This is a genomic window from Prevotella sp. LCP21S3_D2, from assembly GCF_052118345.1.
Taxonomy (GTDB): domain Bacteria; phylum Bacteroidota; class Bacteroidia; order Bacteroidales; family Bacteroidaceae; genus Prevotella.
In genome coordinates, this window is record NZ_JBQKHJ010000012.1 from 22,696 (window position 1) to 44,515 (window position 21,820).

18 protein-coding genes are annotated in these 21,820 nt (G+C 42.8%); 10 read left to right on the top strand and 8 right to left on the bottom strand.

Features of this window, described 5'->3' with window-relative positions:
- Positions 1–8 precede the first annotated feature (8 nt).
- Positions 9–848, bottom strand: a complete 840-nt coding sequence (gene dapF, locus ACTQ16_RS09315; RefSeq protein WP_441937133.1) for a diaminopimelate epimerase — start codon at positions 846–848, stop codon at positions 9–11.
- Positions 849–1,304: 456 nt separating this feature from the next.
- On the opposite strand from dapF, the gene ACTQ16_RS09320 reads away from it, so the two are divergent.
- The 3 genes from ACTQ16_RS09320 (at position 1,305) to ACTQ16_RS09330 (ending at position 4,448) form a co-directional block, all read left to right on the top strand.
- Positions 1,305–1,661 carry a P-II family nitrogen regulator gene (locus ACTQ16_RS09320; protein WP_006849503.1) on the top strand — a complete coding sequence of 119 codons (357 nt, stop codon included), beginning with the start codon at positions 1,305–1,307 and terminating at the stop codon, positions 1,659–1,661.
- Between the two features lie 110 nt (positions 1,662–1,771).
- Positions 1,772–3,040, top strand: coding sequence for an ammonium transporter (locus ACTQ16_RS09325; RefSeq protein ID WP_297158441.1), 1,269 nt, complete (start codon positions 1,772–1,774; stop codon positions 3,038–3,040).
- A gap of 124 nt (positions 3,041–3,164) precedes the next feature.
- Entirely contained in the window at positions 3,165–4,448 is a 1,284-nt protein-coding gene (locus ACTQ16_RS09330; RefSeq protein ID WP_441937135.1) for a glycoside hydrolase 5 family protein, read from the top strand.
- On the opposite strand, the gene ACTQ16_RS09335 is transcribed toward ACTQ16_RS09330, so the two are convergent.
- The 4 genes from ACTQ16_RS09335 to ACTQ16_RS09350 are packed head-to-tail and all read right to left on the bottom strand — an operon-like array spanning position 4,408 to position 7,288.
- Positions 4,408–4,650, bottom strand: coding sequence for a hypothetical protein (locus ACTQ16_RS09335; protein ID WP_441937137.1), 243 nt, complete (start codon positions 4,648–4,650; stop codon positions 4,408–4,410). The two genes, ACTQ16_RS09330 and ACTQ16_RS09335, sit on opposite strands and share 41 nt — an antisense overlap.
- 17 nt (positions 4,651–4,667) lie before the next feature.
- A complete protein-coding gene (locus tag ACTQ16_RS09340; RefSeq protein ID WP_441937139.1) occupies positions 4,668–6,254 on the bottom strand; it encodes an ATP-binding protein in 1,587 nt (528 codons plus the stop codon).
- A 12-nt stretch (positions 6,255–6,266) separates the two neighbouring features.
- On the bottom strand, positions 6,267–7,133 hold the full coding sequence (locus ACTQ16_RS09345) for a DUF5677 domain-containing protein (protein ID WP_441937141.1): 867 nt from the start codon (positions 7,131–7,133) through the stop codon (positions 6,267–6,269).
- Positions 7,134–7,144: 11 nt separating this feature from the next.
- Positions 7,145–7,288: a hypothetical protein gene (locus ACTQ16_RS09350; protein ID WP_294715753.1), complete on the bottom strand. Its 144-nt coding sequence runs from the start codon at positions 7,286–7,288 to the stop codon at positions 7,145–7,147.
- Between the two features lie 1,127 nt (positions 7,289–8,415).
- Between ACTQ16_RS09350 and ACTQ16_RS09355 the strand changes: the two genes are divergently transcribed.
- The 4 genes from ACTQ16_RS09355 to ACTQ16_RS09370 all read left to right on the top strand — a co-directional run bounded on the left by ACTQ16_RS09355 (position 8,416) and on the right by ACTQ16_RS09370 (position 12,211).
- Entirely contained in the window at positions 8,416–8,712 is a 297-nt protein-coding gene (locus tag ACTQ16_RS09355; protein ID WP_441937143.1) for a helix-turn-helix transcriptional regulator, read from the top strand.
- Between the two features lie 82 nt (positions 8,713–8,794).
- Positions 8,795–10,612, top strand: a complete 1,818-nt coding sequence (locus ACTQ16_RS09360; RefSeq protein ID WP_441937145.1) for a GmrSD restriction endonuclease domain-containing protein — start codon at positions 8,795–8,797, stop codon at positions 10,610–10,612.
- 66 nt (positions 10,613–10,678) lie between these two features.
- Positions 10,679–11,359, top strand: coding sequence for a hypothetical protein (locus ACTQ16_RS09365; protein ID WP_441937146.1), 681 nt, complete (start codon positions 10,679–10,681; stop codon positions 11,357–11,359).
- 720 nt (positions 11,360–12,079) lie between these two features.
- On the top strand, positions 12,080–12,211 hold the full coding sequence (locus tag ACTQ16_RS09370) for a hypothetical protein (protein WP_441937147.1): 132 nt from the start codon (positions 12,080–12,082) through the stop codon (positions 12,209–12,211).
- A gap of 527 nt (positions 12,212–12,738) precedes the next feature.
- Here ACTQ16_RS09370 and ACTQ16_RS09375 read toward each other — a convergent pair.
- From ACTQ16_RS09375 to ACTQ16_RS09385, 3 genes are all read right to left on the bottom strand, one after another.
- Entirely contained in the window at positions 12,739–13,140 is a 402-nt protein-coding gene (locus ACTQ16_RS09375; RefSeq protein ID WP_441937149.1) for a C-GCAxxG-C-C family protein, read from the bottom strand.
- Between the two features lie 290 nt (positions 13,141–13,430).
- Entirely contained in the window at positions 13,431–15,512 is a 2,082-nt protein-coding gene (locus tag ACTQ16_RS09380; protein ID WP_441937151.1) for a VapE domain-containing protein, read from the bottom strand.
- Between the two features lie 278 nt (positions 15,513–15,790).
- Positions 15,791–16,237 (bottom strand): DUF6078 family protein, encoded by a 447-nt coding sequence (locus ACTQ16_RS09385; RefSeq protein ID WP_441937153.1) that lies wholly within the window; start codon positions 16,235–16,237, stop codon positions 15,791–15,793.
- 534 nt (positions 16,238–16,771) lie between these two features.
- On the opposite strand from ACTQ16_RS09385, the gene ACTQ16_RS09390 reads away from it, so the two are divergent.
- The 3 genes from ACTQ16_RS09390 to brxC are packed head-to-tail and all read left to right on the top strand — an operon-like array spanning position 16,772 to position 21,774.
- The gene (locus tag ACTQ16_RS09390; protein WP_295024365.1) at positions 16,772–17,500 is read left to right on the top strand and encodes a BrxA family protein; all 729 of its coding nucleotides are present in this window, start codon (positions 16,772–16,774) and stop codon (positions 17,498–17,500) included.
- 37 nt (positions 17,501–17,537) lie between these two features.
- Positions 17,538–18,089, top strand: a complete 552-nt coding sequence (locus ACTQ16_RS09395; RefSeq protein WP_441937155.1) for a hypothetical protein — start codon at positions 17,538–17,540, stop codon at positions 18,087–18,089.
- Positions 18,090–18,105: 16 nt separating this feature from the next.
- The gene (gene brxC, locus ACTQ16_RS09400) at positions 18,106–21,774 is read left to right on the top strand and encodes a BREX system P-loop protein BrxC (RefSeq protein WP_441937157.1); all 3,669 of its coding nucleotides are present in this window, start codon (positions 18,106–18,108) and stop codon (positions 21,772–21,774) included.
- Positions 21,775–21,820 lie beyond the last annotated feature (46 nt).

Sequence of the window (21,820 nt, forward strand, 5' to 3'; positions counted from 1 at the left end):
GCTCTTATTTATAATTCAATTTCTCCTTCGAATGAGAAAGCTGCAGGTCCCGTCATGTAAACATGATCATCAGCCTCACTGTATTCTATCTGGAGCGTTCCGCCATCCATCACGATACTGCTCTTTCTTGAAGCACGCTTGGTCAGGGCTGCGGCTACGGCAGTAGCACAGGCTCCTGTTCCACAAGCCATAGTAATTCCGCTTCCCCTTTCCCAAACTCGTGTCCTTATGATGTCTGTATCAGTTACTTGTGCAAATTCTATGTTGCATCTCTGGGGAAATGCCTTGTCTCTTTCCAGGATTTTACCATAGTGGGCGATGTCGATGGTGTCGATGTCATCCACGAAGGTAACGAAATGCGGATTACCCATGCAAACATAGGTGCCTTCAAATTTTCTGCCGTCAGCTTCCAGCGTTGAAGGACCGATGAATTGCTCAGGATTTTCCAATATCGGTTTCAGCATGTCTACTGTTACCGATTCCACAACTTCTTTATTATCCTGAAGATGAAGTTTCAATATCTTGATACCCGAAAGCGTTTCCAGTCGGATGGTGTCCTTTCGGGTCAATCCTTTTTCGTAAAGATACTTACCGATGCATCGGCTTGCATTGCCGCACATCATCGCTTCTGAACCATCGGCGTTGAAGATACGCATCGAATAATCTGCTCTTCTGCCGTCGTGCGGCTTTCCGATGAGAACCAGTCCGTCGCTTCCTATGCCCGTGTGATAAGCACTCCAGGCAATGGCCGCCTTCTCTGGGTCAGGGATGTTATACTGCTCGGTGTCTACATAAATGTAGTCATTACCCGCTCCCTGCATCTTGGTGAAATGAACAGTTTCTTTCATATTGCGTTGTCCTTTAAGTTTGAATTTCTTCTTTTATCTCTCACGTCTTGTCTCTTGTTGAGATTTGACTTTTTGCTAATCAATCGATACTTTCGATGACTATTTGTTTGATTTCGGTTGCAAAGGTACGACTATTTGTTGAAATATGCAAGAAAAAGCATACATTAAATAGTGGATATTTTTTGCTCTCTTACAATTTGTAATGCAATAACCGTTTGCAGATTACAATATGTAAGAAGAAAACAGTTAGGTTGGATAAATTTAAAATTTCGGGAGAGAAGTAGAAACTAAATGTGTTGAATTTCTTTAAAATGCTGACAAAATGTATTAATTTTGCAGCCGAAAACGAACATAATGTAAAAGAAAAGCTTGATTTAAATAGCAACCAATGAAGGTCCGTTTTCGAAAAGAGACAATCAATAAAGGTATTAACACATTATTAATTATTAAAGGATTATGAAGAAGATTGAGGCAATTATCCGTAAGTCTAGATTCGAAGATGTCAAGAAGGCGCTTTTAGCAGCCGACATCGAGTGGTTCTCTTATTATAATGTAAGAGGAGAGGGAAAAATGCGCCAGGCTCGCATTTATCGTGGTGTGATGTACGATACCAGCAGCATTGAGCGTGTGCTCCTGAACATCGTGGTTCGTGACAAGAATGTGGAACCAACTATCGCAGCCATCCAGGGTGCAGCACAGACCGGTGAAGTTGGAGATGGTCGAATCTTCGTGATTCCTGTATTGGATACCGTTCGAATCAGAACCGGCGAGCGAGGCGACATTGCTCTCTATAATGCAGAGAAAGAGGAATAAAGATACTTTGAACTTTGAGGTTTGAACATTGAACTTTATGATTGGTATTGAAGTTTATATTTGAGAGACTATATTATAATATTGTATTCTAATTTAACTATAAGATATTTATGAGCAGTTTATTATTGACAACACTCGATACGGGTAACACAGCGTGGATGATCATGGCAACCATCTTGGTGCTCTTGATGTCAATCCCAGGTATTGCACTTTTTTACGGCGGTTTGGTGCGCCAGAAGAATATCCTCAGCATCCTGATGCAGACGGTATTCATCGTGGCAGTAGTCAGTTTGATATGGGTAGCCTTCGGATATTCCTGGGCTTTCTCTACAGAATATGCGGATAGCGGCAACCCTTTGGCTTGCATCATCGGAGGTTTCGATAAGTGCTTCCTCCACGGCATCGGTTTGGATGCCATCATGCCAACGGGCATTCCTGAACTCACTTTCGTGATGTTCCAGTGCATGTTTGCCCTCATTACTCCAGCCTTGATTCTCGGTGCATTCGCCGAGCGTGTCAAGTTCAGCGGTTATGTACTTTTCACCATTCTCTGGGTTATCATCGCCTATCTTCCAATGGCCCACTGGGTATGGGGCGGCGGTTTCCTGCAGGAGATGGGAGCCATCGACTTTGCGGGTGGTACCGTGGTTCATATCAATGCCGGTGTAGCAGCTTTGGTCATGGCACTCTGTGTGGGCAAGCGTGATGATTATCGTGCGGGTCATCCTATCACTCCTCACAACATCACCTTCGTGTTCATGGGTATGTCGTTCCTCTGGTTGGGATGGTTCGGATTCAATGCCGGTAGCGGTTTGGCTGCTGATGGTCTGGCTGCCAATGCCTTCCTCGTAACCCATATCGCAACAGCTGCAGCAGCCACCACCTGGATGCTCATCGACTGGATTGTGAACAAGAAGCCAACCACGGTGGGTGCTTGTACCGGTGCTGTAGCCGGTTTGGTAGCCATCACTCCTGCAGCAGGCAGTACGGATATCTTAGGTGCCTTCTGCATTGGAATCATTTCCACCATCGTCTGCTTCTTCATGGTAGCGGTAGTAAAGGAGAAGTTCAAGTATGATGATGCCCTCGATGCCTTTGGTGTGCATGGTATGGGCGGTATCCTGGGTTCTATCCTCACCGGTGTCTTTGCCACAAGATATGTAACTGGTGCCGAAGGCGTTGAAGGTGCTCTCTATGGCGACTGGCATCAGCTTTGGATTCAGGTGGTAGCCACCGTTGTGAGCATCATCTACAGCATCGTAGTTACTTTCATCATCTTCAAGGTAGTTGATAAGACGGTTGGTGTACGTGTTGACAAGCGAGTAGAGGAGGAAGGTCTCGACATCTACGAGCATGGTGAGAGTGCTTATAGCAACTAAAAGACATTTATAAGGATTTGTATGTAGAATGGGCAAGAAAGTATCATATTTTCTTGCCCATATTTATTATCTTTGCACCCGATATTTACATAAACTTCAAACTTAATCATAAACAGAATCATAGATGAAGAAATTATTTGTTTTATTGGCGATGGCATTGGCTACATGCAATCTCTTAGCAAAGTCAGACTTCGTACAGGTAAAGGACGGACATTTCGTTCGTGATGGTAAACCTTATTATTATGTAGGCACCAACTTCTGGTATGGTGCTATCCTGGGCTCAGAGGGACAGGGCGGCAACCGGGAACGACTCTGCCGTGAACTTGACAAGATGAAGGAGATGGGCATCGACAACCTGCGCATCCTGGTGGGTTCCGATGGCAAGCGTGGGGTGAAGACCAAGGTGGAACCTACCTTGCAGGAAGCACCGGGCGTTTATAATGATACTATACTTGCCGGTCTCGATTATCTCCTGATGGAGATGGGCAAACGCAAGATGGTGGCTGTGCTCTATCTCAACAATTCCTGGGAATGGAGCGGCGGTTACGGCTATTATCTGGAGCAGGCAGGTTTAGGCAAGGCGCCACGTCCTGATGAGGATGGCTATTCGGCATTCATGAATTTCGTGGCTCAGTATGCTTCCTGTGATAAGGCTCACCAGCTCTTCTATGATTACGTGCGTTTCATTCTTACTAGAACCAATAGATATACAAAGAAAAAATATAAGGACGATCCAGCCATCATGTCATGGCAGATAGGCAATGAGCCTCGTGCCTTCAGCAAGGAGCAGTTGCCTGCTTTCGAGAAATGGCTGGGAGAGACAAGCAAGCTGATCCGTTCACTCGATAAGAACCATCTTATCTCCATCGGAAGTGAAGGCAAGTGGGGCTGTGAAGGCGAGTTGGATTGCTGGGAGCGCATTTGTGCCGACCGTAATGTGGATTATTGCAATATCCATTTGTGGCCTTACAACTGGAGTTGGGCAAGAAAAGACCATTTGCTGGAAGATTTAGGCGTATCCTGCAAGAACACAAAGGAGTATATCGATGAGCATCTTGCTGTTTGCGGTCGCATCCGTAAGCCGTTGGTGATGGAAGAGTTCGGTTATCCTCGTGACGGTTTCTCCTTCTCTCCTTCTTCTACTACAGAAGGTCGTGATGGTTATTATAAGTATGTCTTCAGTCTTGTTGGCGACAATGCCGCCTCTGGTGGTTATTTTGCCGGTTGCAACTTCTGGGGCTGGGGTGGTTTTGCCCAGCCGAAGCACGAGCAGTGGCAGGTGGGTGATGATTACACCGGCGATCCAGCTCAAGAAGCTCAAGGTCTGAATTCCGTCTTTTCTACAGATAAATCAACGCTTGATGTAATCAAGACACAGGTTGATAGAATGAAGAAGATAGGAAAGTAGCTTTTGTATTTTGCAAGGTTAATTTTTTCTTGTTGTCTTTAAGTGAATGAAACAAGGAGGCAACATCAGATAGGTCGCTTTTAAGTTGACCTATCTGATGTGATAATTTATTTACTTCATCTTCGATGATAGTAGATTTGCTTTCATCGTCAATGCTTTCTAATCTGTAGAGCAGACTTCTTAATAACTTTTCTAATTCCATATATTCAACCTCCTATCTTATATTCGCCCAAAGAAATCCGTATATTCTTCATCGAGAATTTTCCACGAACCATTGATTCTGTTTCCTTCTTTCACTATCAGATTTTGCTCCGTCAATCGTTTGAGGTATTTTTGTACCTGGCGTGTTGATACGTTTAGCTTATCTGCCATTTGCGCAGTTGTCACTTTTGGATTAGAAGTGATAAGTTTGTAGATGGCTCTTTTTGCCTTCACGAACTCTTTTCTTTGCTTGGCTTCTTTGGCTGTTTCTTTCTTTTCGTTAGCGAACTCTTTTTCTGAGTTGGCGAACTGTTTTGTGTCGTTGGCGAACTCTTTTTCTGAGTTGGCGAACTGTTTTGTGTCATTGGCGAACTCTTTTTCTGAGTTGGCGAACTCTTTTGAGTCGTTCGCGAACTGTTTTTCTGAGTTGCCGAACTGTTTCTCGTTATAATTGAGATTCCATAGAGTCACATGAAATTCTCCAGAATTAGATTTGAATTCTGGTGCTTTGTTCCCAGGGAACTTTTCAAAATGTTTGTATTCCTTGACAATCTTCTTCATGCCACTCCCTCTGCGTTCCATCAATTCAAGTCGGTTGAAGAAATCTGCAAGGAGAGGGTTACGACGTTTGGAAGGTACGTTCATTGGGTCAAGATGTTGGATAAGACTTCCGTCCATCATGCCTCCCGGTGAATATACTTCCATTCGATTATCATACATGTCTATGTGGATTTCACTGCCAAGTTCTAAGTAATTGCGATGAATGATGGCGTTACTTATTACTTCTGTTACGGCACGCTCAGGATAGTCTGGAAGTTCTTCTCTGTAAGTAGCTTCTTTCCACCACTTCTTGTGTGAGTTATTTTTGACAAATGCTACGGCATCTTGCAATTGCCCAATGACACTTCCTTCAAACTCTGCGTCATCCAAAGCTTCGCCCAATCCACTTGTCATATCAAGCCCATTCCATCTTGTACAGAATATTCTTGATTGACGGATTGGAGAGTCATCTGCTATTAGTGCACCTGCGTTGGTAAGTTTTCCTTGTGTGTCGATGATACCCCATGATGTGAACTCGGAATCCTCAAAAGAGCGTCCCAAGCGTTTGAAATGTACGGATTTCAATTTGGTAAATGACATATCATCAAATCTATATGGAGCGGCAAGAGTATCGTAGTTTTTGCCTGTTCCTTTGAGAACAAGATTTCTCAATTGGATGCGGTCTGCTACAACAGATTCGTTTCCAATGCGGATGAAGGCGACACGTTGTTTGTCACCTATATAATAATAAGGTGTCTCGTCACCAGAGGCGATATGCAATAAAATCAGTTTTTTACCCTCAACTTCTTGAAATTCCAAATTGATGGTTGGGATAGGATCCAACTTAGTCTTGATGGCTTCGCTGATGAGTTCGGCATCTTGTTCCGCATTTTCAAGTCCTACTACTTGGTCTTCATCAGTAATGCCAAATACAAGTGTGCCACCTTTGCCATTAGCAAAGGCAGATACGCTTTTGAGCCAACTCTTAGGTCGCTTGGCTTCTATCTGTTGTTTCTTGTCGTAGGCTGTCGCCTCGCCAATTAATGTATGTATGTCAAATTTCATAAATAATTTCTGTTAGTTATACAGATACTTTTCTGAATCGTTCATGTAAGTGTACATGTAATAATCTCCTATAAGTTGGAACATTCTGTTCATTTCTGTCAGAAAGGGTAGAAAAAGAGCAATATGTTCGTATAAGTATGAGTTGTGTTTCATCCAATCTATATATTTGAATGAGGACTCTATAACGATTTGAATGGTTGGAACAAATAGCCTGCCATGTTTTATTTCTGCATCATTTGGGAAATACATACCATTTTCTTCATGTTTTGTAAGATATACTTGCCTTGTTTCACCCCAATCAGAATGAATCGAATCTGACATAATAGCATAGAGAGAATTGTATAATCCTTCTCCATCTATTTCTTCTATCAGTTGGCGCATATTCTTTCCTCCAAAACTTTTTTGAGCAGACTCTAAGTCTTCCAACTTGAAACCTTCTGATTTCAAGTCTTCTAAGAATTTCTTGTTTCTTACATCAAAATATCCATTCTCTTTATCTTTAGAAATTTTAAAAAATCTATATCTGTCTTTGAATGAGTATAGTCTGTATTCCTTTTGCGCTTCTTCTCCATGAATTATTAGGTAACTCATTTTAATGTATGCTTCATAAAGGACTCTACTTAAAATAAGGCAGAGGTGTATGTTGTCAGCTTTGTACGCATTATAAAAGTCAGCTAATAGTTTGGTCTGCTTTATGAACAAGCCAACAATAGTTGCTTCATTTTTATAGAACAAAGGTATGTTCTCTTCGAACGGATCTATGATTTTATTGAGCATCATAATTGTGTTGTCCACTAATGGGTAAAGAAGTCGTTCTTCCTTATCCATTAATGGTTCAATATCTTCTATCTTTTGAAATTTAGAGAATGGAGTTACCATATTTTTTGATTTTAATTGTCATATCCAAATTTATTCCATGCTTCGAGGACGAGGCGCTTGGTGCGGTATTCTCCGTACTGGCGTATCTCGTTGTCTTTCAGCACACGGAAGGTCTCGTTGATACAGCCTTTGCCACAGATATCTTTTTGTTTCAAGTATATCTGATTATTATTGTCATTCTTTTTTGCAAAGATACGCTTAATATTCGTAATTACCAAATGTTTAAGGCATTTTTTTCAAACAGTTATTTAACGTTAGAATAAGTCTGTTGCTTGTTTGAATGCTTAATCAAAATACAGGATCTTTGTACACTAGCACTTTGACTGTATGTTTAGTACGGTCGAGGTGTTATCTTTATATAATAAGGTGTAAACCTGTTTTTTACGATGATCTCCTTCTTCTTTCTTTTGGGATAATTTGGGGAGAGTAATCAATTTGCAGTTGGTCTGTGAACGCAGAAGGTTGATGCTATTTTGTCGGTGTAAATGTCGGTGTAAATGTCGGTGTAAAATGTCGGTGCAAATATTGTTTTGGCGGTAATGTGGCGGTAATAGTGGCGGTAATGCCGATGTAAATGTCGGAGAAAAATGTCGGAGACATGTCGGTAACATGTCGGAAAGAAAAATAATTGAAACCCAATATGTTATCGTTTTATGGGGAGTTGGTTACCAACAATAAATGTCGGAGACTTTGTCGGTAACCTTGTCGGAGACTTCAAGAACGGAGAAAAAGATTTGGCGGTAATGAAAATAACTAGTATTATAAGGTATGAAGGAAGTGATAAAACTGGTGTTTTCGGTCAGCTACCATTAAAGTCGCAAATGGGGCAAGTGGACAAATTTGTGTTTGAGATGAACAAGATGAGATGTTCGTTTAGAAATCTTACTTACTGCTCACAAGTGACAGATAATCATCGTGCATTTTACTTACGACGAAGCGTAAGAAACTAACGAGAAACAAGAAATTCACTAAACCACAATCCGAAAGCATAGCTAAATATAAATTGATGCGGAAATGAACGGCAATTATCCGATTTTGGGATTTGGTGAAACATACAACTCGTTTCAAGAATTAAGGAATAGGCGAAAACTGAAGTGGAACTCGAATGGGACTCATAGATCATAGTAATAGACTATTTGCGTAAAAGTTACGTTATTTATGTTGTTGAACATCTTTTTGAAGAAAATATAGGTAGAATAGAACATTTCTTCGTGCTTTTCTTGGTAGTTTGTCGGAATTTATTTATTTTTGCAGAAAAAGTTCAAGAAATCGATTACTCAATATGTTGCTCTCAGATAAATTGAAGGAACTTCGTGAACAAGCGAAACAACCGCAACGGAAAGTTGCAGCAGCACTCGATATTGACACTGTCACCTACAGTAAGATAGAGAACGGGAAATATATGCCGAATCGAGATTTTGTCCTAAGGCTAGCATCGTTCTTTGAATGCGATAGCGAACAACTTATCAAGTTGTGGCTCGCAGACCGAATTGTGAAAATGGTGAAAGGAGAACAGGTTGTTTCTGATGCAATGAAACTTGCAAGCGATTTCATCAACAGACAATCCATAGGGCAATAAATACAATTCGAAGGATTGGTTTTGGGTGATAGTATAAATGTAGAAAAGACACATAGTTCTAAAAAAAATAGAAATAAACGACATGATAAATTCCAATAACGAATCAATAGCGGACATCCTGAAGTCTATAGACGAAGGTAAAACACAGCTGCCAGACTTTCAGCGAGGTTGGGTTTGGGAGGATGGTCGCATCCGTGCTTTAATTGCCAGTATTAGCAATGGTTATCCCATCGGTGCAGCTATGTTCCTGCAAACGGGTGGAGACGATATTCGCTTCAAATATAGACTTTTTGAAGGCGTGGATAAGTCTAAGGAAAATGTCGAACCAGAAAGACTTGTTCTCGATGGGCAACAACGCAATACGTCCATCTACCGTTCTATGTATAATAAGAAGGCCGTAGAAACAACGGATGGAAAAAAGAAATCGATAAAGCGGTTCTATTACTTGAACATCCCAAGGTGTCTTGATACCTTGACAGATAGGATAGATGCCGTTGAATCTATTCCTGAAGACAAAATAGTCAAAGAGAACATTGGACGAGATATTCGACTTGACCTTTCAACGAGAGAAAAAGAGTATGCGGAACATCGATTTCCTTTGAATATCGTGTTTGATTCACAAGAAATGATGCGATGGCAAAGGGGATATACCAGATACCATAACTCGGATGATGTAGATAATAATTGGGATAAATTTTATGATACCGTCATTGCTCCAATGACAAAGTATCAGATACCAGTGATACAAATAGGCAACGATGTTCCCAAGGAAGCTGTATGTCAAGTATTTGAGAATGTCAACCAAGGTGGAGTTTCACTTACTGTTTTCGAACTGGTGACAGCGACATTCGCAGCAGACAATTTTGAACTTCGCAAAGACTGGGCAGAGATATGGAAAGATTTGTCTACGTATAGACAACTATACTACAAGAGACAACAATCATTTACAGGAACAGATTTTCTGACAGCTTTGACATTGTTAGCTAGTTATGAAAAGAAAAACAGCGGAATAGCGGTCTCGTGCAAGAAGCGAGATGTTCTTCGTCTTACTTATGCCGATTATAAAAAGTATAGAAATCGCCTTATAGCTGGAGTAAAGGAATCTACAAAGTTTTTGTCTAGTCAGCGTATTTTCACAGCTTTGGACATGCCATATACAAGTCAACTTATACCTTTATCTGTCATTTTTGCTATCAATCCAAACGCTTGGTTTGACGCTGGCAACAAAAAGAAATTGGAGAAATGGTATTGGTGCGGTGTGTTCGGTGAATTGTATGGTGGTGCAAATGAAACAAGATACGTGACCGACATATTGGGACTTATGGAATGGGTGAATGATGATGCATCAGAACCAGACACTGTTCGCCGTTCAAACTTCCACGCCTCGCGTTTGCAGCAATTATACACTAGAAATAGTGCCGCCTATAAGGGTATTATGGCTCTTATATTAAAAGAACATGCCCTTGACTTTATAAAGGGAACGGAAATGGATTTTGCGACTTTTGTAGAAGAAGCAACAGACATCCATCACATATTCCCGCAAAATCATTGTGAAAAATCAAATATTGACAGAGGATTATGGAACTCCGTCATCAACAAGACTCCTATATATGCTCGTACAAACCGTATCATTGGTGGATATGCACCGAGTAAATATTTGTCAAGTATAGAAAGGAATCATGGTGTCACAGCAGAAGACCTGAATAGGTATCTTTCATCACATCAAATAGATGTGGAAGCTATAAGGAATGATGACTTTTACACCTACTTTGAAAAGAGAAAACAAGCTTTGCTTGATTTGGTTGAAAGGGCAACGGGGAAAACGATTTCAGGTCGTTTTGATGACATTCAAAACGAGTCATCCTATGTTGATGAAGCAGAAGTCAATGAGATAGAATGAATATCACAAACTAACAATTAGTGCAACATAAAAAAATATATTGTAATTTTTTGCTCTCTTTTATTGTTGTCTGCATGTTCTGGTAATAAACATAATGACAAGCATGAGGAGGAAGTTTCTTCCGAAAAAGAAAGCATTGCGGCTTCAGATGCGAAGTCTAAGTATTCATCAGAGAAATTGGATTCCTTGGCATTATACGCTTGGGGAGACGTAAAATTTGGAATATCACAAAAAGAGGCTAAAAGGAGTGAAATCTTTAAAGGGGGCGACAAGTACGATAATTCTCTATCTAGTGACTTTGATTACGACCTTGCCCTTGGTAGGGGTATGGGGCTTAATGGCTTACTTCATATATGGGGAGATTTTATTGGGAAAGGCTACTCTTCACTTGAACAAATCAGACTAACTGTTGGATGTTCTGATTTTGATAATTTCTTATCTGACGTAACGACTATTATTGATAGATTTAAAGATATTTATGGAGAGCCTAGCTTTGTAACAGGCGAAGACATGACGGCATATAACTTAGGAGACAAAAAAATAGATGCTATAAGTTGGAGTTTTAATTCTCCGCATAATGGAACAAAATATATTTTTGGCACTATTGTGGGAAGTGATTATAGCCATTATGAATTCGAAATTACAATTAGTAATTCAAAGTTTAAAAAGAACCCCACAAAAGTGGATTTGGAGGAAGAAAAGCAAAGAAAGGAAAATGAAAGGAAAGCTATAAAAAATGCATTCTGATAGTAGAAATATATCCGCCTGGCTTTAAGTACATTAAGGTCAAGCGTTTTCCATTTCCCATAGTGCTGTGCTATCATCACAGCAATGACACTGCAAAAACCAAAGAAGCCAAGGACGAAGAAGAACCAAACGAACCATTGGACGTAGTGACCAAGGTAACAGTCCTCATATTCCTTGTAACGTTCACGGACTTTCTTCCGTTCATCAGCAAACATGGAATTGACTTTACGAATATGTACTTGCATCTGTGCGGTCATACATTGGTGTTCTTTGGCAAACAGTTCTTGTATTTTCTTCGAGTCAGCATCATTGACTTGCACAGACATCTTTAATTGGGTTGGCGCATTTTCCAGATCATTGTCTGTATGCTGTTGATTGTATCAACTTTTTTGCCGATAGTGGTCACTGCATTCGACTCATTCGGCTAATGCATTCGAATCCTTCAGCTAACTCTGCCGTATGTGGTAACTCAATGAAGTACATGAAGTCGTGAAATGAAGTGGATGAACTCGCATAATGAAGTTCATGATTTCTGCACAATTGCCAATACAAGCGAATGGTAAAGCAAAAAGTGGTTTACTCCTACTTTTATGATTCTTCTTCCATCACCAGCAAAGATTTTGGCAAAATCGGGCTGTTTTTTTTTATTTAACTCTGAAATTGAGTGGAATATCAGAGAAAATCTATAAATTTGCATCCAAATACAATATTATGTAAAGAATGGAAGATAGAGAACAGTTGCTGAAAAGTGACCCAGAGTTCGAACGCCTCGCCTTTACGGTGTTGGCTATCGAGGCTTCGGCACAAAAAATGGGTATATCGCCGTCTGAAATGAGAAAGCGATTGGATTAAGTTGGGACTAATAAATGAGGCTGTGGCCCATCATTCCCCATAAGACAAAAGTCGCCATAGACTTGTGGCGCAGTCAACCACTAGGGTTGTACTTCATAACAAATAAAATCATTTTAAAGCCCTGGTGCGAGACGCATCGGGGCTTTTTGACGCCAAGTCCTACAGCTTGATGCCATATTTTCTGATGCCTTCTCCCATCATCTCTTCCGGAATAAACATTTTGAGGGTATCGACAAGGGTATTCAGCATACGCTCACGGATGAAATCCTCTCTGATATAGATTGATATGCGCCTCTGCGAAAGCGGTTGAGTGCCACAATGTATTTCAGTTGCTGAAAATTCATATCGTTATTCTGTTTATATCATCAGTCAAGTACAGGGCTTATCTTGCCTTGAGCTTGCAGATGAGTTGAGTCATGTTGCCCATCGGACAGAAAACACACCAGGTTCTAGGACGGTAGAAGATGGTGAGTACATGCCACGCAACGGTCGTGCTCGCTTTGCACCTTGTATTTTGCCATTGCCTTCTACTTATCGGTTAGTTTATCCAATTGTTCTTCCAGCAGTTCTGCCGCATCCGCTACGCAGAGTGGGCATTCTCTGAGGACCTTTCCTGTGCCCACCCCTTTGAGAAGCTTGCATTGGGTAGCCCCGTTGCGCTGCTGGAATTGAGTCATAATCTGTCGCATCGCCTTGACAGACTTAGCCTTATCCTTTGTGGCAAGGCCTAATACTACTCCCGCTCCTACTAGGGCGCCGCAGGTACCTTCCATATTACCCATTCCTGCCGCAAAGGCATTGCCCACATTTCTAAGTGTCTCTTCATCCATACCCGTATAATCATAATAGGTACAAACCACAGCCTGGGTGCAGTTGTGTGATCCACAACGCTTCTTTTCTGCTGCTATTTCTTTTCTTGTTTCCATCATTATTCTTGTTTCGTTTAAAATTCTGGTGCAAAGTTACGGTTTTTATGATAGAAAAACGAAAGTTATTGGCTATTTTATTATAGACATTTTCTATTAATGGTTTTTGCCTAACTTACATTGGTTGTACGTCATAGCGAATAAGAAATGTTTTTCTGTTTTTATTGCCACATCTATCACCAATGCATTTAACTCTCTGATTATAAGTGAATAATGCGTGGCAATAAGCGGTTTTTTTATTGCCACTTAATGCCACGCATTGCCACGCTCTTTTTTATAAGGAAATGAGTGGGTTATTTTTTAACTACCAGATACTCAGTGCCAAATCTTGTTCTTCGGTTCTTCAATCCTTCGATATTCTGGAGCTCTCTGCCCAATTTCTGTATACTCGAAACCTGGAGGGAGGAGCCGAATTTCTGCTTCAAAATGTCGAAAATGGCGGCTGCCATCAGATATTCGCCATTTTCCGGGGTACTTGCAGGCTCGAAAACCTGCAGAAAACATTGCTTGATAGGGGAAATCTGCTCAAATTGTCTGTTATGTTGCATGATGATGGCAGTTTCCTTGACGTCAAAATAGGATTTTTCGCCACGCTCCAGCGCCTGCATCGCCTGTGCATAAAGCTGCTCATAGTTCAGTCTGCCACTCACATCGATAGGTCCCGTCAGCTCTACACCCAGGAAACGGCGGTTGCCGGATGGGTCGGCGAGGATATCCGTCATGTTGCTCGTGGCGATGAAGGAGGCGAGACGAGGGAATTCCTGTACATGACTTCCGTATGGCGGCTTGATTTTTACCGTTGGCAACTGCAGCAGATTCTTCAGAAAACCCTGTTGAACCTGTGGTGAAATCTGATTGAACTCATCGAGATTGATAAGCAGAAATTGTGACATTGCCTGCAATACCTGACGCTTTTCTGACAGAATCATATTGTCGGTGAAGCCCCAGGATAATTCGGCAGGAATCAGACGGCGACAGAAGGTGCTCTTGTTGTAACCCTGCTTGGAGATGAGTAGTGGCATGGTGCTGTTGCCATATTGCTTGCGATATACACCGCGCCACTGGTCTACCATTCCCAGGAACCAGGTGTAAAACCAGTCTTCCCAGTGTGGATTGTTGGTGGGTACGGTTCGTGCCAGGGCACGGATGCGGTCCTTGCCGTCCCATTTCCCCAGACAGTCATAGAGATAGGACTCTATCGGACTGTAGTTTCTGATGCGGTCTGACTCCAGAAAATTTCTTACGTCCTTGATGCTTACGTGGATGTCTGCTATCTGAACAGCCAGCGTCATGCTCTTCTGCACGCGCGCATCCACCGGCTTGAAATCGCCTATCCATGAATTGTTGGGACGGTATTCGGTGTATTTCATCACGGTATTGTAGCGGAACTGGTAACGGCTTTCCAGATAGTTGATCATCTGCAGAATGTCGGCACGTCCTTTTCTGGCTGAGGCTGATTTCTCCACTCTCTTGTCTTTGGAATGGGAATCGTAAGCGGTGCCTACAATCTGACGGAGTTGCTCTTCTGCCACCTTGCTCCAGTTATTGCGGCGAATGTGGACAAAGGTTTCTTCTTCGTTGAGGCCCATGGCGCAGAGCTTGCTGGCGATGGCTGAGAGGCTGGCTAAGAATCGGTCGTTGTCGTTCTTCCAAGAGATGTTGGCTTTTTTCATTTCCGTCATCGTCTCTTCTGATGCCTTGCGATAGAGAAACTCATAATCTTCGTAGGCTTTCAGGTCGTCGATGCTTTTGGGTGCTGTGGCAACCGCAAACTGGTTTGAGGCAATGCGCATCGCCACCGCCTTATTGTTATAATAAGGTGAAGCATCCATCGTAAGCATGAAGTTTGATTCCAGGGATGGCTTTTCTGGTTTGATGGTAGCATGAACCTGCGCCTGATAGAGCGTCTTTACCTGTTCGTAGGCTGATTGGTAGAGTAAATCTGCTTCTTCCTCTTTTGTCGGGATTTTTCCTTCTTCGTTGCAGATGTTGACGAGTACGATGAGGCTTCTTCCGTCGGCTCCTTCGATAGCAGCGAAGGTCATCGGCAGCAGACTTGCGGCAGTCTTGGCGGCATCTTTTTCCTGATTCGTCATGAGATTGGTGAAGTGGAGCATCACCAGTCCGTTCGATTTCTGAAAGACGAGATTGCCACTTTCGTCCTTGCTGAATTCAGCGGCAGGATAAACGTGTTGCCATTCTCTGATGCCTTTATAGTACTGGTAATCGCCTTCCATCAGCGGCACGCTCATTCTGAATCTGGCGACACTTTGCTTGGCATCGTCCTTGGCGATGCGCTCTAGAAAACTGTCAACGGTTTTCGTACTGACCATCAACTTGTTCTGTCTGTTGATTCTTGTAATGGTAAACTTCATACTTCTGCTAAATTATTGATATGATGTTACTTGTGGTTATTAATAGCATTGCTTTCCGGATGCAACTGACGACCTAGATTCTGCTTCCAGGCATCAGGGATGTTAACCCGAGAGTTTGCCCAGTTTTGCCCAAGGCCTTGGGTACTTTTGCCCGGCGGTGTCGGGTAAAAGTCATCGTAGTCTCGGGTATGAGTCCTCATGTCCGTGGTTGTATTTCCTTATCGTCTCGGGCACAGTTGCTCATGGTCGTGGGTACAGGTCCTCATGGTCACTGGCTATCAGTAGTTAACCTCTTCTGTATATCGGTCGAACCTCATATTGGTGTATCCACGTCCTTTACACCATTGCAGGATGTACTGTTGCTGTTCAGGAACGAGTCCTGTTTGTCCTAATTTATAGCGATAGTATGAAGTGCTGCTTCCGAAGTAGGAAGTCATGTGTACTCTGAAACTTCCTTCATCTTTGCGTTTCAGTTCGTCAAGAATCTTCTCAAATCCGTATGCCATTTTCATCAGACGGAGTTGCAGGAAATGTTCGCATTTCTTGTCGTGATAGGCATCGGGATAGATGGCGTAACCATTGGTCTGTTCCGGATTCTTGTAAGTTACGGATAGATAGTGTGCACATTCCTGTGCCAGGGGGCATTGCTCGTTGAAGCAATAGCTCCATGAGTTGTAAACAACTCCTTTAGCGAAGTAAAGCCTTACTAAATCAGCTTGTGTCATTAGCTTATGGTTTTCTAAGTATAAAAAGTGGTTTCACAGGAGTCATAAGCTTCTAGGTGGAATCGGCAGGAACTTTTCCTACTGAGTGCAAAGATACAAAAAATGTTGGCAAGTGCAAGTCTTTTCTCCACTTTTTTAATGTTTTTCGTCGAAAAAATATTCTTTTCTTCGATATTTCTGTGTTTTCCGCAGCGACTCCTCTGTTTTTCGCCGTAGCGTGGCATTAGGTGGCAATTGGTGACAACAGAAAATGCCCTTATTGCCACGCTTAAATTGTTGAATATCAGTTAGCTATCTTATAGCGTGGCAATAGTGGCATTAGTTTTAGAAAAAAATAATGCTACATGAGAGGGTTTAAGTATTCACATCGTTCCAAAGCGTGAGGTTTGATGATAGTTTAACTCTCTGGTTTAATTTATTAAGATGGAAGGAATAATCTACTTTTGTAATCCTAAAAGCATAAGTTTTTTCTCATTTTATTTGCTTAGATGAAATATTTTCCGTACCTTTACACCCAAATAAGAGAAAATAAAAATGGCAATAAAATATGATTCAAGTGTAAATGTCTTGGGGAGTATTCCCGATTATTCGTCGATGATGGATTTCATCTGCGAATACATGGGGCGTATGCCCGATGGACAGGGAAGTTTTTCTTTCCGTACCCACAAGACATTCACCCGATTCCTGGCTGCCATCAAAACGGCGATTCTGACTTTTGCCAACGACAGACATAAGCAGCTTTTCCTGGATGCTTTGTCTTCAAAAGAATTCTCCTATCGGGAGAAACTGATGGTGCTTTATTGGCAAATCGTGTATGGCAACCTGCTCTTCCGGCGAATTTCAGAAGAAGTGTTTATGCAGGCTGTCTATCAGGGGCGAACCACATTGTCGGCTCTCGATGTCCTTGCCTTGCTCCATCACATCAAGGAAACGGAAAAGGGAGAGTTCAATTGGTCGGAAGCCACTTTGAAGATATGTGCGTCTAAATATCTCACCATCTTGAAGAAACTGGGGTTGGCAGATGGAGCCATCCGAAAGCAAATCCTTTATCCGCCGATGACTTCACAACTGTTTGCTTATTTCATAAGAATGGCAATGGCGATGTTTCCAGCCCAAAACAGTCTGGATAATCCGATGATGGTGTTTAGCTTCTATGATAAAACTTCTCTCATCGCTAAATTGAAGCGCATAGAGTTCATGTCTTTCTGGAATATTACCCAGATAGGAGATGAGGTGAAGATAGAAGTAAGGGAGAAAAAGTAAAGAACAAAGAATTCAATTGTGAAATGATAATATGACAATGATGCAGACTTTCGATATAGAGCACAATCGCCTTTTTAATGAGCTTACAGCAACGCTCAAGGAAGACATTGTGAAAATAGCAGGCAAATGTAATGGTGGAAAGAGCATACTTTTTGTTTATCCACCCAGAGACGAGGATGCCTATGTGGCTAAGGCCCGTGAGGAATTGACTGATGGATATAGCTTCATTGATGTGCGTGAAAGTTTCAGACTGTTCCTGGATGAAGCAGGCATAGACATCTTTGAATCCAGTTACAAGGATTTCGGCCAGGAAGTATTCTTCAGTCAGAATTTTGAAGAAGGTACTTTCTTTTACGCACTCATCGAACGGATTAAGCAGGTGTTTGCTGAAGGAAAAGTGCCGGTACTTGTACATACGGGTGCGCTTTATGGCATGAATTTCTCGAATATCAACATCATGGAGCATTCGGCGGTGATGGATTCACACATTCCGCTCGTGGTGTTCTATCCTGCCACTATCGAAGGCGACCAAATCATGTTCCTCGGCAAGCAGCCTGCCTCTAAGTATCGCTGCATTGTCATCAAATAACAAACTAACAATAAAGATGAAAATCAAAGATATTCTGTCCATCCAGTTGGACAATGACATCAAGAATGTAATCGACCTCAATTTGCAGAGCGAGGATGAAGTAAAGGAAGAACTCGATGGCTTTATCCTTACCGAGAGTCTTGCTACCCACTTGTCTGATTTTCTCGACAAGTTTACCTCTGATATGAAGGAAACGGGTGTCTGGCTCAGTGGTTTCTATGGTTCGGGTAAGTCTTACTTTGCCAAGATGTTGGGCTTCCTGATAGAAAACCCGTCTATTCAAGGTACCAGTTTCCGGGAGAGATTTTCCCATAAGCTGGTGGGACTCAAGAATGAGGACTTTATCAGGAATCAGATAGATTCTCTTGCCAAGTCGAAATACCAGGTAGTTTTGTTCGATTCTGCAAAGGTAGATAACAGGCAGGGCATAGCTCATATGGCGATGAGCCAGTTCCTGCTCTCGCTGGGTCTGATGGCCAACTGGATTGGTTTCATGGAATATCATCTTTTGTTGGGTGGTCAATATGCTGCCTTCCTCCAGAAGGTAGAAGAGCAGAACAATGGTAAGAAATGGCAGAATCTTCGCCGCAATATGATGACCACAGTGCCTGTTTTCAAGAAGGCGATTAGTGCTATCATTGGCGAGGAAAACTTCGTGGAAACCAAGGCTATGGTGGAAGAACGTATCAGTTCATACGATGCCGATAAACTGAAGGAGGATCTTTCCCTTTATCTGGATAAGCATCCTCAGGAAAAGATTGTTTTCTTCATTGATGAGGTGAGCGAAGCCATCACCCAGAAGAAAATCAACCTGCTCGACCTGGAAGGTCTCTCTGAATCACTTTCAGCCCTGGGCAACCGTGTCTGGACGGTGGGTATCGCCCAGCAGGCTTTCAATGATGTGCTCAATGCGGCTGGGTTGAACCTGCATCTGCTCAACAAGGTAGAAGCCCGATTCAAGACCCGTATCCCTATTGCTGCCGAAGAAATCGATAAGATTATCCGCAAGCGACTGCTCGACAAAACCGATGCAGGCAAGCAGGAACTCCAGAAATATTTCACCAAGAACAGTGGTATGATTCAGGCGGTTACAAATATTTCCGGACTCGCCCTGAGTGCTACCAAGGATGGTGAAACTTATGCCGATTACTATCCTTTCTTTGAGCACCAGTTTACCATGTTGCAGTATTTCCTCTTTGGTTCTCGCGATACGGTGACCAGCCAGATTGGTACCCGTGGTATGCTGATGTCGGTGTTCGATGTCTTGAAGAAAGAGTCAATGACCGAGGAGGAGGTTTATACCCATGTTTCGGCTGTGGAACTCTGTAATCAGGCAATGGATAATGTGCCAGAGTCTCTTCGCATCCGTTACAAGCAGGCTGAAGACCATATCCAGGCTGATGGCAGTTTTAAAATCGTGAAAGGCAAGCAGCTCTTGCAGGTCATCTATTTCCTTGCCAAGTCGGATGCACGTACCACGGTAGAGAATATCACCAGTTCGTATGCCCGCCGGCCGGAACAGTATTATGAGATTCTGGACGAGGTGAAGCGTGCTGTAGCTCTGTTGGTAGAGAACAATGTGCTTCTCCAGACAGCCGACCAGTATCGCATCACCAGTCAGATAGAGCAGCAGATTATCGACGATATGAGCAAGTACGAGATTCCTATCTATCGCCAGAAGGCTGAAATCATCAGCCGCATGAAGCAGTTGCGCCTGGTGAAGGCGGCACAGGGCTTTACGCTGGATGGGGTGAAGTACAGTTTCTGTGTGGAAACCAGTAATGGCGAGAACTTTGCCAACCAGACAGAGCGCTATATGAAGGTGGTGCTCTATGATGTTTTCTATGAGGATAGGGAACAGGTGATTGCACAGATTAAGCAGGATACCCAAGACGAGAAAGGCGTGATGTCGATAATTCCGACAAATACCTACGCCAAGCAGATTCTCGATTTGGCAGCAGAACTCTTGCGCATAGACTATATCGACACCAAGACTTATTCTACCGATGAGGAGAAGAAGGTGCAGCGTACCATTACTGATTCCCGTGGCGACAAGCAGACACAGCTGGAAGACTTGGTGCGCCGTGCCTATCAGGAAGGAACCATTGTCTATGCCTATAATGCCTACCAGTTGACTGAGGAAAACTGTCTCAAGGAACTGGAGGGAGTAGAGCGCAGAATGGCTGGCAATGTCTATACCCGTCGTTTAACAGCTACGTTGGATGATTCCATTGCCAAGCAGGCATTAACTGTGCCTGTTGCCAAACTGTCCAAGCTCTTCGGACCTTCCGAAGAATTCCGGTTCTTCGATACATCAGGCAAGTTTATTGGTGATAATCTGGCTGTGGTTACAGAAATTCTGAATCGCTGCAAGTCGTTCAAGACGGGTGTTGACCTGGAGCGTGACCTCCTGGCTCCTCCTACGGGTTATTCCTATGGTGTAGTGGTAACCACCCTTGCAGCCTTGCTTCGTGGCAACAAGATTATCGTCAAGTATGGTGGCGAGGATTTTCATTCAGCCACAGATGAAGGTGTCAGCAAGGTCTTCGATAGTGTTCGTATCTTTGAGAAGGCAAGTTTCAAGGCTGTACTGCAATCGCTTTCTTACAAGGATCGCCAGGAAATCGTTGACATTCTGAAGGAAGACTGTAAGTATAAGAAGATTCTCCCTTCTGAGGATCAGCCTAATTACAACAAGAATGATTTCGAGATAGTGGATTGCATCCGCACCTTGTCAAAGGCTTTGTCAAAAATGGTTTATGACAAGATTGAGAGTGATGAGGATATGGCGGCTTTGTTCCCTACATCGGTCAAGGCACGTGCCATCTTCAACCGTTTCAACAAGACGGTGACGGATACCAACTATCTCAATATGGCGAACGACTTCCTTGACGAAGCCGATGAGTATATCAAAGCCTTGGAGCGTGTGCAGAAAGACCTGCATTTCATCGATACCCAGTTTGATGAGATTGAGGATGAGAAAGAATTTATCGCCGAAGTAAAGGATGAGCTGGAGAAGACGGGCAGTGACATGACCGCCTTCAACCAGAAGCGTGACCTTTGGCGTCAGGCTCGTGAGAGTGACTTGGTTCGCAATGCGCAGATGATGCGACAGACCACCCAGGAAATCAAGGACCTCTATTATCATCTGATGCAGCATAGTGCCGAACAGCTTTCAGAGGCTTGTGTAGAGCTGCTCAACAGGGCTGATGCTTTGCGCCAGAAATGTAGTGCTTATCCAGAGGAGTGGAATGTGTCTATATATAATAAGGTGAAAGGACTAGAGCAGAGCTATCAGAAGCTTACTGCCATTGATGCCCGTCTGGGCGATGGATGGAGCATCCGCTGCCGCAATATCAATATGCAGCTCAGAGATATGGAGTATAAGTTGCAGCAGGTAAAGAATGATGCACAAAACCTGGACATTTGGGAGATGGAAATCAACACCACCAACCCGAATCCAGCTCCAAAACCTCAACCAAATCCGGTGCCTCAGCCAAATCCTGCTCCTGGTATCCCGCCACAACCCGCACCTCAGCCTGTACCTCAACCAAAGGTATATAAGATGCGCTCCAAGATGCCTCATGGTAAATGCTCTGTAGCTGAGTATCGTAGCTGGCTTCAGCAGCAACTCATACTTGTGGGTAAGATGGGTAAGGACGATGAGGTTGATTTTGAGGAATAAATAGTTATATAATGTTAACAAGTTGCATTTTTTAATGGAGAATCGG

Coding starts and splice junctions, on each gene's coding strand:
- ACTQ16_RS09390 (WP_295024365.1), top strand. CDS start 16,772: ATGGCAATAAAATATGATTCAAGTGTAAATGTCTTGGGGAGTATTCCC.
- ACTQ16_RS09360 (WP_441937145.1), top strand. CDS start 8,795: ATGATAAATTCCAATAACGAATCAATAGCGGACATCCTGAAGTCTATA.
- ACTQ16_RS09340 (WP_441937139.1), bottom strand. CDS start 6,254: ATGAAATTTGACATACATACATTAATTGGCGAGGCGACAGCCTACGAC.
- brxC (WP_441937157.1), top strand. CDS start 18,106: ATGAAAATCAAAGATATTCTGTCCATCCAGTTGGACAATGACATCAAG.
- ACTQ16_RS09375 (WP_441937149.1), bottom strand. CDS start 13,140: ATGATGGAAACAAGAAAAGAAATAGCAGCAGAAAAGAAGCGTTGTGGA.
- ACTQ16_RS09345 (WP_441937141.1), bottom strand. CDS start 7,133: ATGGTAACTCCATTCTCTAAATTTCAAAAGATAGAAGATATTGAACCA.
- ACTQ16_RS09325 (WP_297158441.1), top strand. CDS start 1,772: ATGAGCAGTTTATTATTGACAACACTCGATACGGGTAACACAGCGTGG.
- ACTQ16_RS09370 (WP_441937147.1), top strand. CDS start 12,080: ATGGAAGATAGAGAACAGTTGCTGAAAAGTGACCCAGAGTTCGAACGC.
- ACTQ16_RS09320 (WP_006849503.1), top strand. CDS start 1,305: ATGAAGAAGATTGAGGCAATTATCCGTAAGTCTAGATTCGAAGATGTC.
- ACTQ16_RS09380 (WP_441937151.1), bottom strand. CDS start 15,512: ATGAAGTTTACCATTACAAGAATCAACAGACAGAACAAGTTGATGGTC.
- ACTQ16_RS09385 (WP_441937153.1), bottom strand. CDS start 16,237: ATGACACAAGCTGATTTAGTAAGGCTTTACTTCGCTAAAGGAGTTGTT.
- ACTQ16_RS09355 (WP_441937143.1), top strand. CDS start 8,416: ATGTTGCTCTCAGATAAATTGAAGGAACTTCGTGAACAAGCGAAACAA.
- ACTQ16_RS09330 (WP_441937135.1), top strand. CDS start 3,165: ATGAAGAAATTATTTGTTTTATTGGCGATGGCATTGGCTACATGCAAT.
- dapF (WP_441937133.1), bottom strand. CDS start 848: ATGAAAGAAACTGTTCATTTCACCAAGATGCAGGGAGCGGGTAATGAC.
- ACTQ16_RS09335 (WP_441937137.1), bottom strand. CDS start 4,650: ATGGAATTAGAAAAGTTATTAAGAAGTCTGCTCTACAGATTAGAAAGC.
- ACTQ16_RS09395 (WP_441937155.1), top strand. CDS start 17,538: ATGATGCAGACTTTCGATATAGAGCACAATCGCCTTTTTAATGAGCTT.